The sequence below is a fragment of the Clostridium sp. LS genome, assembly GCF_002760435.1.
GTDB lineage: Bacteria > Bacillota > Clostridia > Clostridiales > Clostridiaceae > Clostridium.
In genome coordinates, this window is sequence record NZ_AUUU01000009.1 from 15073 (window position 1) to 32652 (window position 17580).

Here is a 17580-nt window from a genome sequence, read left to right on the forward strand (position 1 = left end):
AATGTATATGAAGGCATTATTTTTAGCAGGTGGTTTTGGAACTAGATTAAGACCTATTACTAACGATTTACCAAAGCCTATGATTCCTATTGTAGGCAAACCTCTTCTTGAAAGAAATATAGAAAAGTTAAAAAAATATGGTATAAATGAAGTGGTATTAAGTACCTGCTATAAACCACAGAAAATAAAAGAGTATTTTAAAGATGGAAAGAGTTTGGGATTGAAAATAAGTTATGTTTCTGAAGATATACCTTTAGGTACAGCAGGAGCAATAAAAAATGCACAGGAATTTTTTGATGATACATTTATAGTATTCAATGCAGATATAGTTAGTGATATTGATATTTCAGATATGATAGATTTTCATAGAGAGAAAAAAGCTCTTGCCACAATCGCTGTAACAAAAGTTGATAATCCTTCAGCTTACGGTGTAATAGAGCATGATAAAAATGCCTATATTACTGCATTTAAAGAAAAACCAAAACCTCATGAAAGTACTTCTAATCTAATTAATGCTGGGGTTTATATATTTGAGCCTGAACTTTTAAATGAAATACCTTTAGGAAGAGCTGTATCAATAGAAAGAGAAACATATCCTACTTTATTGCAAAAAGGATATAAGATTGCTGTATATAATAAATGTTCTTATTGGATTGATTTAGGTACGCCTGAAAAATACATTAAAGTGCATAAAGACATTGTTAAGGGTGATTTTAAGATTGATTTATTAAATTTTGATGATAAGCAGCAATATATTAGTAAATCAGCTAAAATACATGAAACTGCAAGAATTAATGGTCCGGTTTATATTGGTGAAAATGTGACAGTTGGTGCTTTTGCTGTTGTGGGACCTGATACGGTACTAGGAGATTCTGTATCTATTGGTGCAGGTGGAAAGATTATCGGAAGTGTGATTTGGAATAATGTAACTGTTGGAAGTGGTGCTGCTATCATAAATTCAGTGGCAATGTCAGATTGTACTATTAATAACAATAGAGAAGAATATAATAACATTCTTACAGATAAGCTAAGTGATTCAATTGCAGTATAAGAATTAAAAGTATACTGCTATAGAAATTGTATTTATAACTTTAAATATATGATTTTAAATTTTTAATAGGAGGTTTTCTTATGGTTTTGGAAAGATTGATGAATATTGCTTTTTTAAGTACTTATCCTTCAAGAGAATGCGGTCTTGCAACTTTTACTCAGGATTTAGTAAGAGAAATTGATAAGAATGGATTTGGAAATAGACCTAAAGTTATAGCTATAAGCGATAATAATAACTATGATTACAGCAGTAGAGTAATTATGGAAATTTCTCAACATGATAAAGAAAGCTATTTAAAAACAGCAGATGCAATTAATAATTCAAATATAGAGCTTCTTGTTATAGAACATGAATATGGTATATTTGGCGGAGAATCTGGTGAGTTTATATTAGATTTTATTGATAGGCTTCATATACCTTTTGTTACAACTTTGCATACTGTAATACCTAATCCTTCAGAAAAGCAAAAAGAAATATTAAAAAGGTTAGGTGAAAAAAGTTCAAAAATTATAACTATGGCTCAAAATACAAAGCCTATTCTTGAAAAAGTGTATAGTATTAATCCATTAAAAGTGAAAGTTATTCATCATGGAGTACCTTATAAGGCCCTTGACAGCAGAGAGAAGCTTAAGAAAAAATATGGGCTTTCAGGGCGAAATGTAATTAGTACTTTTGGGTTAATAAGTCCAGGTAAAGGTATAGAATATGGGATTGAAGCAATTGCAAAGGTGGCAAAAAGCTACAAAGATATTGTTTATCTTATTCTTGGGCAGACCCATCCTTGCATAAAAAAGGAATATGGTGAAATTTATAGAGAGAAACTTATTAGTATGGTGAAAAAACTTGGAATAGAGAACAATGTATGGTTCATTGATAAGTATCTTACTAAAGAAGAAATTATTCAATATCTTCAGTTGTCAGATATATATATGACACCTTATCTTGGTAAGGATCAAGCTGTAAGCGGAACGTTGGCCTACGCAGTAGGATATGGTAGAGTTATTGTATCTACCCCTTATAGTTATGCAAGAGAAATGCTAAGTGATGGTAGAGGGCTTTTAGCAGAGTTTAGTGATTCTGATTCCTTGGCAAGAAATATCAAATATGTATTAAGTAATCCTGAAGCAAAAAGAGAAATGGAGAAACGTACATTAAGTATTGGTAAGACTATGATGTGGGAAAATGTTTCAAAACAATATATAGATCTTTTTATTGAAGTGCTTAATAAAGATAAATCATCAGGAAAAATGGTGGTATGATGAATAGAATGATTTCAAGCAAACCTATAAAAGATGATTACATTTTTCGTTTTACTGATGATACTGGTATGTTTCAACATTCAAAATTTGGAATTCCTGACCCTGCTCATGGATATACAACAGATGATAATGTAAGAGCATTAATCATGGCTCTTATGATTTACGAAAGGTACAAAGAGAAAAAATACATGGATTTAGTATATCGGTATGCCTCCTTTTTATTAAATGCCCAAAATGAAAAGGGAACATTTAAAAATTTTATGGATTATAGCAGAAATTGGCTTGAGGAGGAAGGGTCAGAGGATTGTTTTGGTAGATGCTTATGGGCTTTGGGTTTTGCTTTGTCTAATGAATTTACGCCACTTGGAGTGAGACAAGGTTTATCAGATATACTAAAAAAAGCTATAAAAAATGTGGTCTCCCTTAGTTTTCCTAGAGCTAAAGCATATTCCATCATAGGTCTATCTAAAATTGAAAATAGTGAGGCACAAAAGCTTGTGTATGATTTAGCTAACTCACTTTGTTTGCAGTATAATAACCATAAAGATGGAAAATGGAAATGGTTTGAAGATACTGTAACTTATTGTAATAGCATTCTTCCGTGGTCGCTATTTGCAGCTTATAAAGTCACTGGTGAAAAAAGATTTCTTGAAACTGCAGAAGAAAGTCTTAATTTTCTTGAAAATGTAACCTTTAAGGAGGGATATTTTAAACCAGTAGGCTGCAATGGTTGGCTTTTAAAAAATGGAGTTCCTTCGGAATTTGATGAACAGCCTGTTGAGGCTTGTGAAACAATGCTTACATACATAGAAGCATATGAAGTAACAGGAATAAACAGTTATAGGGAAAAAGCAGAAATTTGTTATAGGTGGTATGAAGGATTTAATTCTAGGGGAATTAGTCTTGTGGATAATAATACTGGCGGTTGCTTTGATGGATTAACAGAGGAAGGTGTTAATTTAAATATGGGAGCAGAGAGTCTAGTTTCTTATATAATATCTTTTCTAAAAATATCGAGTATTGATCAATAAGAAGAGGAGGAGTTTTTATGAGCAATATTAATGAAAGAATTTTTAGACTGTATGATATCAGAGGAATATATGATGAGGACTTAACTGTAAAGGATGCAGAACTTATTGGAAAAGCATTTGGAACCTTTATAAAAAGAAAGGGAGAGAGTGAAGCAATAGTAGGAAGAGATAATAGAAAATCTTCCCCTGAGTTATTTAATGGTTTGGTAAAAGGGTTGATGGATACGGGCATTAATGTAGTAGATATTGGTGTTGTTGTTTCTCCAATATTCTATTATTCCACATATCTCTATAATATAAAATCAGGAATTATGATCACTGCTAGCCATAATCCTGCTAAATATAATGGATTTAAGGTACAATATGACGGGAGAACTCTATATGGGGATGAACTGCAATATATTCGAAAAATTATAATAGATAATGATTTTGAGATTGGGGAAGGAAAATTAACTACACATAGTCCAGTAAGTAGTTATATAGAAATGATAAAAGATAAAATAAAGCTCTCAAACAGAAAGCTTAAAGTTGTTGTAGACTGTGGAAATGGTACTGCTGGATTTTTTGCACCCAAAATATTAAAGGAATTAGGCTGTGATGTAATTCCACTATATTGTGATTCAAATCCTGATTTCCCAAATCATTTTCCAGACCCAGTAAATTCAGATAATCTAAAAGATTTAATAAAAGCTGTTAAAGCTAATAATGCTGATTTAGGAGTGGGTTTTGACGGAGATGGAGATAGAATTGGAGTTGTTGACAATTTAGGAAACGTGTTATGGGGGGACATGCTTATGATACTTTTCTGGAGAGAGATACTTCCCAAATATCAAGGTACACCAGCAATTGTTGAGGTGAAATGCTCAGAAACATTGGTAGACGAAATAAAAAGACTTGGAGGAAAGCCGATGCTTTACAATACAGGACATTCACTGATAAAAGCAAAAATGAAAGAGCTAAATGCAGTATTTACGGGAGAAATGTCAGGTCATATGTTCTTTGCAGATGAATATTTTGGATATGATGATGCTATATATGCCTGTGCTAGATTGCTTAGAATTTTATCAAATACTGACAAAGCTTTAAATGAATTATTGGCAGATATACCAAAAACATATTCTACGCCAGAAATAAGAGTTGAATGTTCTGAAGATGAAAAACTTTCTTATGTAAATAAAGCTAAAGAATATTTTGAAAACTTAGGAAATGAAATAATAGATATAGATGGAGTGCGTGTTAAATTTGAAGATGGTTGGGGGTTAGTAAGAGCATCTAATACAGGACCTGAGCTAATTCTTCGCTGCGAGGCAAAAACTTATGATGGATTAGATAGAATAAGAAAAGAAATTTATAATTCCATATATCCTTTGAAAGTTGCTTAATGGAGGTGCTTAGATATGCTTTATCCATATAAGATGAAGCCAGTTTATAAGGATTATATTTGGGGAGGACATAATCTCAAAAAAATGGGTAAACATATGCTTGAAAGTAGAGTGGCAGAAAGTTGGGAATTATCTGCTATACCTGGTAGTGAGAGTGAAATAGTCAATGGAGTATTAAAGGGACAGAAACTTACTAATGTAATAGAAAAGTATGGAAGCCTTGTTCTTGGAGAAAAATTTACTACTATCGTTTCTAAGAACTTATTACCTGTTTTATTAAAATTGATAGATGCAAATAAACCATTATCCGTTCAGGTTCATCCTGATGATAAATATGCTATTAAAAATGAGAATGGGAAAATCGGAAAAACTGAAATGTGGTACATTATAGATGCTAAACCTTCTGCAACGGTGATTCATGGTTTTTCTGAAGGATTTGATAAGAATAAAATAAATGACTCTATTTTAAATCACAAACATGAAGGATTGTATAGAGAGGTTCCTGTAAAAAAAGGAGATGTGGTTTTTGTTCCAGCGGGAACTGTACATGCGTTGAAAGATGGATTAGTAATTGCTGAAGTTCAACAACATTCGGATCTAACATATAGGTTATATGATTATGATAGAATTGATTCAAATGGTAATAAAAGACCACTTCATACAAATAAAGCTCTAGAGGTACTTAATTTTAAAAATAATAAGCCTTTATATTCTGGACTTTCTATAAGGAATGATAAGTTAAAAAGTACCTATCTAGCAATTAGTGAACACTTTTGTGTTAGATTAATTGAGGGAATAGGAACTCCAGTAGAATTAATGGCAAATGGTGAATTTTCAGCTCTCATGTTTATAAGTGGTGAAGGAGAAATAATATGGGGAAATGAAAAGGTTCCAGTAGCAGCGCTTGAAACTGTTCTAATACCAGCATATCTAGGAAGTTATAAAATAGAAGGGACTTTTTCTGCACTTCAAGTTTTTATCCCAGAGTCTCTACCTAATTTATATGCTTCTTTGAGAAAGGAAGGTTTTTCAAATGAACAAATAATAAATAATATTGCAGGAGTAGAAAATATCTATGTTCCTCTTAAAATGGCAGTTTAAGCTAGCTTAACAAAAGCATAATTAATTTGAAATCCAATTTAGCAAAATAAAAGGTGGTGGGGCATGAAACTAAGAAATACATTTTAATTTATATAGCCTGGTTCCTGGAGAAAATATATGTAATTTTATAACTATATAAGCGAGTTGAAGCGAAATATTATTTAGATAGATATTTATTATTTTAAGTATTTTGGTATAATATTAATTGGATAGAGCCGTTGGCTTCTGTCAGTGCTGTAAAATTAATCCGAGAACAAGTAGTTCGAGCTACTTGTTTTCTTTTTTGGTTACATACTTTTTTAAGATAAAACATATTGATATTCGCTGTTATAGAATATATTGTGTAAAGGGTGCGTCAAATTTGACGCAGGGGATAGCTGAGGACATGTCTTTAAAAAGTCTTCCATTAATATGATTAGCACAGATAATAAATATAAGTAACTAAACATGTAATTAATTATAATAGAAATGATTATGTCGGATTTGACAGTTAATTTATACAGGAAAACATTTAGATACTAACTGCTTTCCTGTGTAAATTAAAAACTATATGGGATACTTTATATTACTTCAATTTTATATTTATTATCAGGTAAGTATAAAACATTAAACATTTTTCGTTCATGTAATATATTTAAAGCTTTTTTTATATATTGCCTTTGGTATTTTAATTCACTTTGTGCTACTGGTACAAATTCTATTAAATCATCAATTGAGACAGTTAAGCTGCTTTTATTATGCATCCACAGTGAAATTAGCAAATAAAGTTTCCTTGCAGTAAGATTATTAGTTAATCTTAATTTTTCTCTATTATATACAAGAAAATGTCCATTAATTATCATATCATAGAAGAATCTATTTAGCTTTATTTTACTTATATTATCAAGCTTCAAGTTATCTGTTGTATTTGAATTATAGTAATTTGGACATCTTTCTATGTACTTATACTTTGTTGAAGTATCTTTAATATAATTTTTGCTTTTGATGTTGTATATTCCGCCATCATAACAATTGACAATATTTGTTTCTAAAAGGGTTTCTATACTATTTTTAATATTATTACGAACCTCATTACTTATAAAACTTTTATAGCCTAATTCTTTTGATAAAGCATTAATTGTAAAATCTATAGTTAGATCTTCTTCAAATATGAATTCTGTCTTTAATATGCAGATATCGTTCTTTGTTTTATTTTTTATAAATATGCTTTGCAATGCAGCTAAGATGTCTAAATCTCTTAAAGTAGGAACTCCGAATACTTCATGTCCAGAAACAAAGATACCTCTCTGACCAGGCTTTCCTGTTCGATTAATCCATTTATAGTATATACTTTTTAACTTTTCACCTTTATATTTAGCTATGAATGGAAGTTGAACACTATTAATTTCTATAATAGATTCTTCATCCTTTAGTTTTATTGCTCTTGATTTGCCATTAGTGCTTTTGTGTCCATTAAACATTGTTTCAAAATTTTCATTTCTTTTTGGCACTTAATATTTCTCCTTTATATATTGAAGTCTAAAGATTATTTGTATAGTTTTCAGCAGCAATAATATGCTTACACTTTTTTCTTTCCCACCAATGTTGCAGCTTAAAGAAGCGGCAGGTGCATGTGCAAAGCTCTAAATCAACAGTATAATATATATTTTTATATTTACTACTTTGAGCTAAAAAAATATTATCGTTGATGTATTTAACATTGATTTTCTTTGATCTATACTCAGTGTACTTATCTAAGAATGGTTCTTGGCTTAGATAGTGAGCTTTGCGATTAAGATTTCTTGGAATCCATTTTAATTCTATATTTTGAAAATTAGACATAAGATTGATGATATTAAGTACATATTCAGGTGGCTTTCTTTTGGTCTTTTTCATGCCTCGAATTATTATTTTATTCACTTTATCAATTACATCTTGGTTGTCCCCATAAATAGTAATAATATCATCCTTTTTACAAAGTTCTGTAAGCTTTGTTAAAGACTTAATGATTGCTTGTGCTTCTGCAAAGTTGGAATTACCACATGGTCCTATGCACTCAGAAAAAAGAAACTCCTCAGATGTTGTTGTGTTCACTATTTGAATACCTATAGTCATTCCTATTGCTTCATTATTGCTGGCATCGCAGTTGCAAATCCATTCATTCATCATACACCTCCTAGGCTATTAAAATAATATTTTGAATATGATTTAGCAACTTAACAATATAACACACGACAACAAAAGTCAATAATGTAAAATAATGTGTCAAATCCGACATGTTTTGATGATTTAGAGAAACAAAAAGAAATTAAGAAAAGTATGTTTTCTATGGGTAGAGCATGAGATAAACAAATCATTTTTAATAACTCTCTCAGTATACTGAGGAGAAGCCTGAGTAAATTCTGATTTTAATATTAAAGCCTAGAAAATATAATTAGTATTTTTTACAAATTTTGTGTAATATATTGAATGTTTTCGTCAAAACGAATAAAATATTATTATATACACCAAAAAGTAGAGGTGCATTAACTATGATTGAATATATAACTACACATGAAGCAGCAGAAAAATGGGGAATTACTGCAAGACGTGTGCAACTGTTGTGTTCTCAAGGGAGAATAGTAGGAGCAGTTAAAAAAGCTTCTGTTTGGCTTATTCCTCAAGAAGCAGAGAAACCATTAGATGGACGAGCTGGGCGAAAAGCGACCAGGAAGAAAGATGATAATGTTTTAAGTGGGGGTATTGACTGTGAGCGGCATTATTAATTCAAATGAACAACTTATTAATAAAGTAAATAGTGTGCTTTCTAACAAGAAAAGCAGCCGAGTGAACATTATAAATGATAAATTAACTCTTTCTGTCTTTTCCGAGTTAAAGGAGAATATGAGCAAAGTTAAGGATATTAACCTTGTAATCAGAGATTCTGCTTATATTCCTTCAGGTCGAGAAATATCCAGAGAATTTGAGATAAGTCGTACAGTCAATGATATGCTCTTCAATTCCTATGACATTATTGAAAAGAATAAGTTAAATCATTTAAATAAGGCAAGGAGTATGCATGAGTTCATAGAAAAGCATGTAAATGTAAAAAGGGTAAAGAATAAGGCCATTGTAAAGAGTAATTTAATGCTTATTGATAATGACTATGCAGTGTTTGGAGATTCATCTTTAGAAATTACTAAAAAGGCACTGACAGGCTTATTTAAAACTATTAATTTTAATGTAGAGCTTACAGATAAGGAGCAGGTTCAACAGCTATCAAAGAACTTTGAACTGCTTTGGAATAGTAAAGAATATACAGAGGATTTTAAAAAGCAGCTGCTTGAAAGTTTGAACTTTATATATAAGGAATATGGTCCGGAGTTTATCTATTTCTTTACATTGAATGAACTCTTTGGTGATAATCTGGATTCAGATATTGAAAAATTTGAAAATGACCGTATAGGTTTTAAGGATACTGAAATTTGGAGTAGTCTTTTTAAGTTTCAAAAGGATGCAGTTGTTTCTGCTATTAGAAAGATTGAAAAATATAATGGTTGCATAATAGCAGACAGTGTAGGGCTTGGTAAAACCTTTGAGGCTCTTGCTGTTATAAAATATTATGAATTAAGACAACACAGGGTATTAGTACTAACCCCTACAAAGCTTTATGATAACTGGGAGTCATTTAGAAACTCTTATATAGATAATAGATTTGCCAGGGATAGATTTGCTTTTGATATAGTATGCCATACTGATTTATCAAGACAGTCAGGAAGGGCACGTAGTGGTCTTGACTTGTCTCGTATAAATTGGGGGAATTATGACTTGCTGGTTATTGATGAATCCCATAACTTTAGAAACAGGAATGAAAATCCTGAAAAGATGACAAGGTACGGTAGACTCATTAACGAAATAGTAAAGAAGGGTGTTAAAACCAAGGTTTTAATGCTATCAGCCACTCCAGTTAACAATTCACTTACAGACTTAAAAAATCAGTTAAGTGTTATAAAGATTGATGATGATAAAGCTTTTAAGGAAGAAGGAATTCCAAGTATTGATGGAGTTTTAAGAAAAGCTCAAAGGGAGATAAATGAGTGGATGAAAGAAGCTAATAGGAGCAAGAATATCCTTTTAGATAGGTTGCCATCTGAATTTTTTAAGCTACTTGAAATGATTACAATATCAAGAAGTAGAAAGCATATAACACAATATTATGGTAATGATAATGTAGGAAAGTTTCCAGATAAACTTCCTCCAAAAACTTTTAATCCAGAGATTGATAGTAAAGAGAAGTTTTTAAAGTTTAAAGAAACTAATGAAGTTCTTGAGAAGTTAAAACTTGCGGTATATTCACCTATGTCATATATTAAACCGCAATATAAGGAGTATTATAGGGAAAAATACCAAACGGTTTATGGAGATAGGGTAATATTTTATCATGAGCAGAGAGAACTTATAACAGCTACATTACATCGCTTTAATTTATTTAAGCGTCTTGAAAGTTCTGTTTATTCTTTTGGAGAAACCATAAGAAGGCTTATGGAGAGAATAGATAATTATATTAATGTGATAACTAAAGATTTAGAACAGAAATTAAATCTTGAAGTAGATGATATAGATGACGAAGATGAAGTTACGCTTGATTATAAATATGAGATAAATGTTAAGCATTTGATGAGCCAAAATTTCCTTGAAGATCTGCTCTATGATAAAGATATACTGAAAAATATTATGAAAGAGGTTAAGGAAATACTTGAAAATGATAGGGATGAAAAATTAAGAACTCTTGAGGATGTTATAGTTAATAAAATAATAGCTACTCCCTATAATCAAGGAAACCGAAAGATATTAATATTTACAGCCTTTGCAGACACAGCAAACTATATTTATGAATCAATAGCAGATGAGCTTAAGAAACATAGAATTAATACGGCATGTATTACAGGCTCGGGAGAACCTAAAACTACATTAAGCGGAATAAAAAAGGAATTTAATACTGTGCTCAAACACTTTTCACCAAAGTCCAAGCTTGGTGAAGAACTTCCAAAGGAAATGCAAATTGATGTTGTTGTAGCAACAGACTGTATTTCTGAAGGACAAAACCTTCAGGACGCAGACTGCGTAATTAACTATGATATACAATGGAATCCAGTTGTCTTAATTCAAAGGTTTGGAAGAATTGATAGAATAGGAAGTAAAAATGATAAGATAGCTATGATTAACTTCTTCCCTAATATGGAACTTAATGAGTATTTGCAGCTTGAGCAGAGAGTTAAAGGTAAAATGATGGCGGCAAATCTTTCATCAACAGGGGATGAGGATATACTTTCACCTGAAATGAATGACTTTATCTTTAGAAAGAAACAGCTTGAAAGACTTAAAAATGAGGTTGTAGATATAGAAGATTTAAATGATAATATATCCCTTACTGACTTAAATATGAATGATTATCTTTATGAACTTGCTGGATTTGTAAGGCAAAATCTTGATGTGAAAAGGGTGCCAAGGGGAGTTTATTCTGTAGCTCAGGGAGGAAAAAAAGGATGCATTTTCTGTTTTAAGCATTTAAGGGATGAAGCAAAGCCTAAGAGTGAAAGTTCATTGTATCCATATTATCTTATGTATGTTTTGGAGAATGGAGAAATTTATTTTGGAAATAGCAGTGCCAGGGAGACACTAAAGGAGTTTAGGAAACTTACTTACGGTAAGGTAGAACCTGATAGATTGCTTCTTGAAAGATTTAATAAGAAAACCAAAAATGCTGCAGATATGAGTGATTATTCAAAGCTACTTAATAAAGCAATATCAGGAATAAAGGGAGAAGAAGATAAGAAGGCACAGCAGAGCATTTTTGACTTTGGAGGATATGAAAATAGCTTTGAAAATGTAAGCAGTGACGATTTTGAGTTAGTATCCTTTCTCGTTGTAGAGTAGGAGGTGCCTTAATGTTTAATCTTCCATTAGACTATGAAGTTAATAAAAAGTTTGATATAAAGATGTTTACAACCTCCCAGCTTACTCCAAAGGAGAAGAAGTACTTTAAAGATAATGTGGTTCAAATAGAATTAAAATATCAAATAACAGGAGAAGATATTGCATCATTTATTGATGATGAACATAATTGTCAAGCTATAATGTTTTTTGAGGTTGAAGTTAAGGCGTTAAAAAGTGCAAAAGCTATAGGAGAAATTATTCAAAGGGTTGTAAAACCATTAGTAGTGATAAGATTCTTTGATTTCAAGGGGACGGAAAACTATTGTTTTGCGTACAAAAGGCTGAATAAACTTGATAATACCCAAATAGTTATAGATGAAATGATATTAACACCTATATCATCAATTTTCATGCAGAATGAAACTAAAGATTTAATATCAAAGTTTTTAGATTTTGACGAAGTTAAAAACAAGGTTAATAAGCTATCATATTATTATGAAATGTTTAGCAAAGCTGCAGTTATTAGTAATAGGACATATTTTTCTGGATACAAAGGTATTTTATCATCAAATATATTCTATGACATTGATACTATGAAATTATTGACGGGCCTTTTAAGAGAACTTGAAGGCTTTGAGAGAGAAAAGAGTATTGCCAATACTGTGTCAGAGAAGGCGCAGATTAATATGAAGATTAAGAATACCCTTGATAAAATCAATAAACTTACAGAGTGACAGGAGGATAAACATGGAGAACAAAGTTACTAAGGAGATATTCAATCCTATAAATGAAAATATCAAAAAGCTTGAGAGTCTGTTTCCGGAGATAGTAAAAGATGGACAAGTTGATTTCGAAGCATTAAAGCAGGAGCTTGGTCAGTTTGAAGAGATAGGTAATGAGAAGTATGAACTTACATGGCCTGGGAAAACACAAGCAAAACAGCTTGCCAATACAGATATAATTGGTAAAACATTAAAATATGTACCAGAGGACAGCAAGAATCCAGAGACTACTGAGAATTTATATATTGAGGGAGATAATCTTGAGGTATTAAAGCTTTTGAGAAATTCTTACTATGGAAAGGTTAAAATGATTTATATTGATCCACCATATAATACGGGGAATGACTTCGTTTATAAAGACAATTTCACAATGGAAGTTATTGAAAATGAAAAAATAGAAGGTAATATAGATGAAGAAGGCAATAGACTAATTAAGAATCAAGAAGGAAGTGGAAGGTTTCATTCTAACTGGTTAAATATGATGTATCCACGCTTGAAAATAGCTAAGGATTTATTAAGTGATGATGGTATTATATTTATAAGTATAGCAAATCAAGAAATAGATAATTTGAAAAAAGTATGTGATGAGATATTTGGAACTACAAATTTTTTGGGAATTATTGATTGGGAAAGTAAAACAAAATGTCAAAATACCAAGACAGCAAAATACCAATTGCAGAACAAACAAGAATATATTTTAGTGTATAAAAAATCATCTTTGAGATATGAATTTTCGCTGAAGTTAACTGAGCTTAGAGTATACCCCGAAATTGATGAGAATGGAAGAAAATATAGATTAGAACAAATAGGAGAAATGTCTGCCAGTGGAATCAGGGGTAGAAATACTATGATATTTTCTATTGATGGAATATACCCTAAAGAGGGAAATCAATGGAAATATGGGATTGAAACAATTGAAAAATTTAGAGAAAGAGGGGACTTATTAATAAAAAATGGAAAGGCGTATTTTCGTATTAGAGAATTTGATGAAGAAGATAAAATGGAGCCATTTTGGTCGTTTATATCAAAAGAAATTGGAACGGCAGAAACTGCAAAAGCGGAATTAAAAACGATAATTGGTGAACATGGGTTTGAGACAGTAAAGCCTGTTGCTTTGATTAATAAATTGATATTTCATGTTTGCGCTAATGATAAAAATTCTGTTATTCTCGACTTTTTTTCAGGCTCTGGAACAACTGCTCATGCTATAATGCAACTTAATGCTGAAGATAGAGGAAATCGTAAATTTATAATGGTACAACTTCTAGAACCTTGTGATGAAAAATCAGAGGCCTACAAAGCAGGTTATAAAAATATATGTGAAATTGGTAAAGAGCGAATACGTCGTGCAGGTGAAAAGATAAAAGAAGATTTTAAAGATAATGAAAATATTGAAAATCTTGATATTGGGTTTAAAGTCTTCCGTGTAGATGATACAAACATTCGATGGAATAGTGAAGTATTAAAAGAAGGTCAGATAACGATGGAGGAGTCTGCACTTAAGAATAAGGATTTAATTGATTTTAATCCTGGCTTTACTGACATAGACGTAGTCTACGAAATAATGCTCCGCCATAGGGATTTTCCTCTAACATCAAAGATTGAAAAGCTCTCAAATATAGGAGAAAGAACGTACATCTTCGCTGATGCAATAGTTGTATGTTTAGAGGAAAAGGTAACAGACAAAATAGTTGATAGAATTGCAGCCATAGAGCCAAAGCCTATTAAAGTAATATTCCGTGATAGTGCCTTTGAGGATGATATCTCCCTAAAGCTTAATACAATGAACCGCCTTGATGCACAGCTTAAGAAACATAATCAAGGAAAAGAACAATCCTACAGAGTAGAGTTTATTTAAGCTCAGGATGCATAATGATTAATAATCATTATGTGCTATTTAGGAATACAGGAGGGAGATAAAGTATGACGCAAAAAATAGTGTTTAATTTTGATGAAAGTTTGGAATATCAGCGAAATGCTATAAATGCAGTTGTTGATCTTTTCAAAGGTCAGGATAGGGAGCTTGGAGATGTAATTTACAGGGGTGCAACACGCCATATAAAAAGACTTGGTGAAAAGGACCCAGTAAGAAATAGACTTGATATTGGACCAAGTATAATCCTGAATAATATGAGGGAAGTGCAAAATAATAATATGCTCTTTCCAAGCAATACCTTTGATACAGGATATAACTTTACTGTAGAGATGGAAACTGGTACAGGAAAGACCTATGTATATCTTCGCTCTATTTTAGATCTTTATGAAGCTTATAACTTTATGAAGTTTATAATTGTTGTACCTACCGTTGCTATTAGAAAAGGTGTTGAAAAAAGCATAGAGATGCTAAAGGAACATATTAAAACACTTTATCATGGTCTTGATATATCAAAGCATGCTTTTGTATATGATTCAGATAACCCAGGAAAGCTTACAGACTTTGTTGAAGCAAGAGATTTAAGAATAGCTATAATGAATATCCAATCCTTCAATAAGGATACAAACAAAATAAGAAAAGAAGATGAAACAGGTAGAGTACTTTGGGATTTACTAAAGTATGTAAATCCTATTGTTATTATAGATGAACCGCAAAGACTTGAGGGCAGCAGTAAGAAAAAGAGTGCATCTTTAAGTGCAATTGAGGAGTTAAATCCTCTGTTTATATTAAGATATTCAGCCACACATAAAAAACTTTATAATCAAATATATAAGCTGGACTCTTATCAGGCTTATAAACAGGATTTGGTTAAAAAAATAGAAGTTAAAACTATATATAGCAATATAAGTAAAGACTATAATTATGTTAGATTTGTAGAGTTTACTAAAGATTTAAAGGCAAAGATAGAAATATTCTATAGTGAACCTGGTGGAAGTGTAAGGTTTAAGACATTTAATGTGTTAAAAAACGCACCATTATTTGAACTATCAGGGGGACTGCCTCAGTACAAAAATATGGTTGTATTAGAAGATCCACATAAAATAAATGGCCTTAAGATTGGGTTAGGAGATGATGTTCTCGTCCTCAAGGAAGGAGAGAATAACTATGATGTTGATGAGCTTGATTTGATTAGAATTCAAATAAGGCTGACAATACAAAAACACTTTGAAAAGCAGTTAAAAATACTTGAAAAAGGTTATAAAATTAAGGTGATTTCACTTTTCTTTATAGATGCTGTAAAGAACTTTAGAGACAGTGAAGCAGCAGATGGCAGAGGGCTGTATGCTAAAATATTCGATGAAGAATATGCAAAGATTATCCTTGACCCAAGATACAATGAAGTCTTTAGAAAGTATCCTGAGCTTTTTACTGATTATAAAAGTGTTCAGAAGGTGAGAGAAGGATATTTTGCTCGTGATAAGAAGAATAATGAGACTGAAGTAGACGGTTTTGATTGGTCTAAGGATGAAATTGAGATGAATAAAAAGGCTCAAGAGGATATAGAGAGAGGAATTCAGCTAATACTTGATAAAAAGGATGAACTTATATCCTTCGATGAACCACTTGCATTTATATTCTCCCATTCAGCCCTTAGAGAAGGATGGGACAATCCGAATGTATTTCAGCTTTGTACACTAAAAAAGGGAAGCTCAGAAATAGCAAAGAAGCAGGAGATTGGACGTGGACTTAGATTACCAGTAGATATACATGGTAATAGATGCTTTGATGAGGATGTAAATGTTCTAACTGTTATAGCCAATGATTACTATGACCATTTTGCAGAAGCACTACAAAATGATTTTAGTAGTGAAGCTGGATTTAAGAAGGAAGAAGTAACTTATGATATAGTATACAGAACCCTTGAGGAAGCAGGTATGCCTAAGGAGTTCATAGTTGCGGAAACAGTGGAAGCTTTCAAGGTGGAATTAACTGATGCTGGAATTATTAATCCAAAGAACAATGAACTTACTAAAAATGCAGCTGATATATTATATTATGAATTTAAAAATCCTACACTAAAAACCTTTGAAATCAAAATCAAAGAAAGATTTATAGATAATATGCAAAATAAAGGAAGCCGCAGAATTGAAATCAAAAATGGCGATGAAGAACCTGTTGTTAATGGATACCATAGTTTTGTTACTGAATCAGAGTTTCAAAAACTATGGATAGAACTTAAAAATCGTATAGTTAAGAGAACTATGTATCAGGTTAAAATTGATAATGAACAGTTTATTAAAGAATGTATTGATGATTTAAATGAGAAATTAAGCTACAAGGCACTTAAAAGAGAATTTGAAGTAGCCACAGGTAAGGGAGATTATGACGAATCTAGGAAGTTTAAGTTCGATGATCCAGCAAAGGTAAGCCTTGCTCTTGGTGACGAAAACATTGAGATTATAAAAAGCGATTTTGAAATTACAAATTATCTTATGCATCATACAATGCTTCCAAGAAAGGCCTTGTTTAGGATTATTTCACAATTGAAAAACAAAAAATTCCTTCAGAAACAAGTAGTTCTTGATGAAGTTATGAAAGCTATATTAGACAAACTAACAGAGTTTAAGGCTAAAAATATTGACTATGAAGTTATAGATGGATATCTCTTTGAGGAAAGTTCTATATTTTCTGTGGAAGAGATTGAAAGAAGTATGGTAGACAATAAAAGGGCTTATAAAACCAAGGGAGATTATAAAAGAACACTTCATAAGTATATAAGAGTTGATAGCGATGGAGAATTTAAATTTGCAAAGAGTCTTGATGAAGACCCAGAGGTGCTGCTATTTACTAAGCTTAAAAAGGGTGGTATTGTAATTGATACTCCTTATGGAAATTATTCACCTGACTGGGCTATTATCCATAAGGTAGATGATTTAGCGGCTAAACTTTATTTTATAGTTGAAACAAAATGCGATAAAGAAAAGAAGGATCTGACTCAGGTAGAAGATGCTAAAATCAATTGTGCAAAGAAGCATTTTGCTAAGGTTTCAGAAGATATTACCTTTGATTGGGTTAACAGCTATAACAAGTTTAAAGAGCTGGTGCAGAAAGATATCTTAAGGAGAAGGAGCATTTAAGCATGAAGGGAAAGGCTTTGGAATTTATAAGGTTTCAGGCCTTTTCCTATAATATTGACTATTTTT

Annotated in this window: 12 protein-coding genes; 10 read left to right on the forward strand and 2 right to left on the reverse strand. The window is 31.5% G+C overall.

Going from position 1 to position 17580, the window contains the following annotated elements; translation table 11 throughout:
• Nucleotides 1-7 precede the first annotated feature (7 nt).
• From COL3_RS02180 to COL3_RS02200, 5 genes are all read left to right on the forward strand, one after another.
• Nucleotides 8-1051, forward strand: a complete 1044-nt coding sequence (locus tag COL3_RS02180; protein WP_008423275.1) for an NDP-sugar synthase — start codon at nt 8-10, stop codon at nt 1049-1051.
• Nucleotides 1052-1131: 80 nt separating this feature from the next.
• Entirely contained in the window at nt 1132-2310 is a 1179-nt protein-coding gene (locus tag COL3_RS02185; protein ID WP_008423276.1) for a glycosyltransferase family 4 protein, read from the forward strand.
• Nucleotides 2307-3341, forward strand: coding sequence for a hypothetical protein (locus tag COL3_RS02190; RefSeq protein WP_008423277.1), 1035 nt, complete (start codon nt 2307-2309; stop codon nt 3339-3341). The genes COL3_RS02185 and COL3_RS02190 overlap by 4 nt, the downstream gene beginning before the upstream one ends.
• A 17-nt stretch (nt 3342-3358) precedes the next feature.
• The gene (locus tag COL3_RS02195) at nt 3359-4723 is read left to right on the forward strand and encodes a phosphomannomutase/phosphoglucomutase (protein ID WP_008423279.1); all 1365 of its coding nucleotides are present in this window, start codon (nt 3359-3361) and stop codon (nt 4721-4723) included.
• A gap of 15 nt (nt 4724-4738) precedes the next feature.
• On the forward strand, nt 4739-5824 hold the full coding sequence (locus COL3_RS02200) for a type I phosphomannose isomerase catalytic subunit (protein ID WP_008423281.1): 1086 nt from the start codon (nt 4739-4741) through the stop codon (nt 5822-5824).
• A 560-nt stretch (nt 5825-6384) separates the two neighbouring features.
• Here the strand turns inward: COL3_RS02200 and COL3_RS02205 are convergent.
• Nucleotides 6385-7314: a hypothetical protein gene (locus COL3_RS02205; RefSeq protein WP_008423283.1), complete on the reverse strand. Its 930-nt coding sequence runs from the start codon at nt 7312-7314 to the stop codon at nt 6385-6387.
• A 28-nt stretch (nt 7315-7342) separates the two neighbouring features.
• The gene (locus COL3_RS02210) at nt 7343-7969 is read right to left on the reverse strand and encodes a reverse transcriptase-like protein (RefSeq protein WP_008423285.1); all 627 of its coding nucleotides are present in this window, start codon (nt 7967-7969) and stop codon (nt 7343-7345) included.
• A gap of 368 nt (nt 7970-8337) precedes the next feature.
• Between COL3_RS02210 and COL3_RS02215 the strand changes: the two genes are divergently transcribed.
• From COL3_RS02215 to COL3_RS02235, 5 genes are all read left to right on the forward strand, one after another.
• Nucleotides 8338-8568 (forward strand): helix-turn-helix domain-containing protein, encoded by a 231-nt coding sequence (locus tag COL3_RS02215; RefSeq protein ID WP_242982089.1) that lies wholly within the window; start codon nt 8338-8340, stop codon nt 8566-8568.
• A complete protein-coding gene (locus COL3_RS02220; protein ID WP_008423290.1) occupies nt 8552-11719 on the forward strand; it encodes a helicase-related protein in 3168 nt (1055 codons plus the stop codon). Before COL3_RS02215 ends, COL3_RS02220 begins: the two co-directional genes overlap by 17 nt.
• A gap of 11 nt (nt 11720-11730) precedes the next feature.
• On the forward strand, nt 11731-12453 hold the full coding sequence (locus tag COL3_RS02225) for a DUF4391 domain-containing protein (RefSeq protein WP_008423293.1): 723 nt from the start codon (nt 11731-11733) through the stop codon (nt 12451-12453).
• Between the two features lie 13 nt (nt 12454-12466).
• Nucleotides 12467-14359 (forward strand): site-specific DNA-methyltransferase, encoded by a 1893-nt coding sequence (locus COL3_RS02230; protein ID WP_008423295.1) that lies wholly within the window; start codon nt 12467-12469, stop codon nt 14357-14359.
• A gap of 65 nt (nt 14360-14424) precedes the next feature.
• Nucleotides 14425-17514, forward strand: a complete 3090-nt coding sequence (locus COL3_RS02235) for a DEAD/DEAH box helicase family protein (protein ID WP_008423297.1) — start codon at nt 14425-14427, stop codon at nt 17512-17514.
• The last annotated feature ends 66 nt before the right edge of the window (nt 17515-17580 follow it).

Excerpts from the sequence above, each read along its gene's own strand:
- COL3_RS02200 (WP_008423281.1), top strand. The coding sequence starts at position 4,739 with ATGCTTTATCCATATAAGATGAAGCCAGTTTATAAGGATTATATTTGG.
- COL3_RS02195 (WP_008423279.1), top strand. The coding sequence starts at position 3,359 with ATGAGCAATATTAATGAAAGAATTTTTAGACTGTATGATATCAGAGGA.
- COL3_RS02185 (WP_008423276.1), top strand. The coding sequence starts at position 1,132 with ATGGTTTTGGAAAGATTGATGAATATTGCTTTTTTAAGTACTTATCCT.
- COL3_RS02210 (WP_008423285.1), bottom strand. The coding sequence starts at position 7,969 with ATGAATGAATGGATTTGCAACTGCGATGCCAGCAATAATGAAGCAATA.
- COL3_RS02225 (WP_008423293.1), top strand. The coding sequence starts at position 11,731 with ATGTTTAATCTTCCATTAGACTATGAAGTTAATAAAAAGTTTGATATA.
- COL3_RS02180 (WP_008423275.1), top strand. The coding sequence starts at position 8 with ATGAAGGCATTATTTTTAGCAGGTGGTTTTGGAACTAGATTAAGACCT.
- COL3_RS02190 (WP_008423277.1), top strand. The coding sequence starts at position 2,307 with ATGATGAATAGAATGATTTCAAGCAAACCTATAAAAGATGATTACATT.
- COL3_RS02230 (WP_008423295.1), top strand. The coding sequence starts at position 12,467 with ATGGAGAACAAAGTTACTAAGGAGATATTCAATCCTATAAATGAAAAT.
- COL3_RS02235 (WP_008423297.1), top strand. The coding sequence starts at position 14,425 with ATGACGCAAAAAATAGTGTTTAATTTTGATGAAAGTTTGGAATATCAG.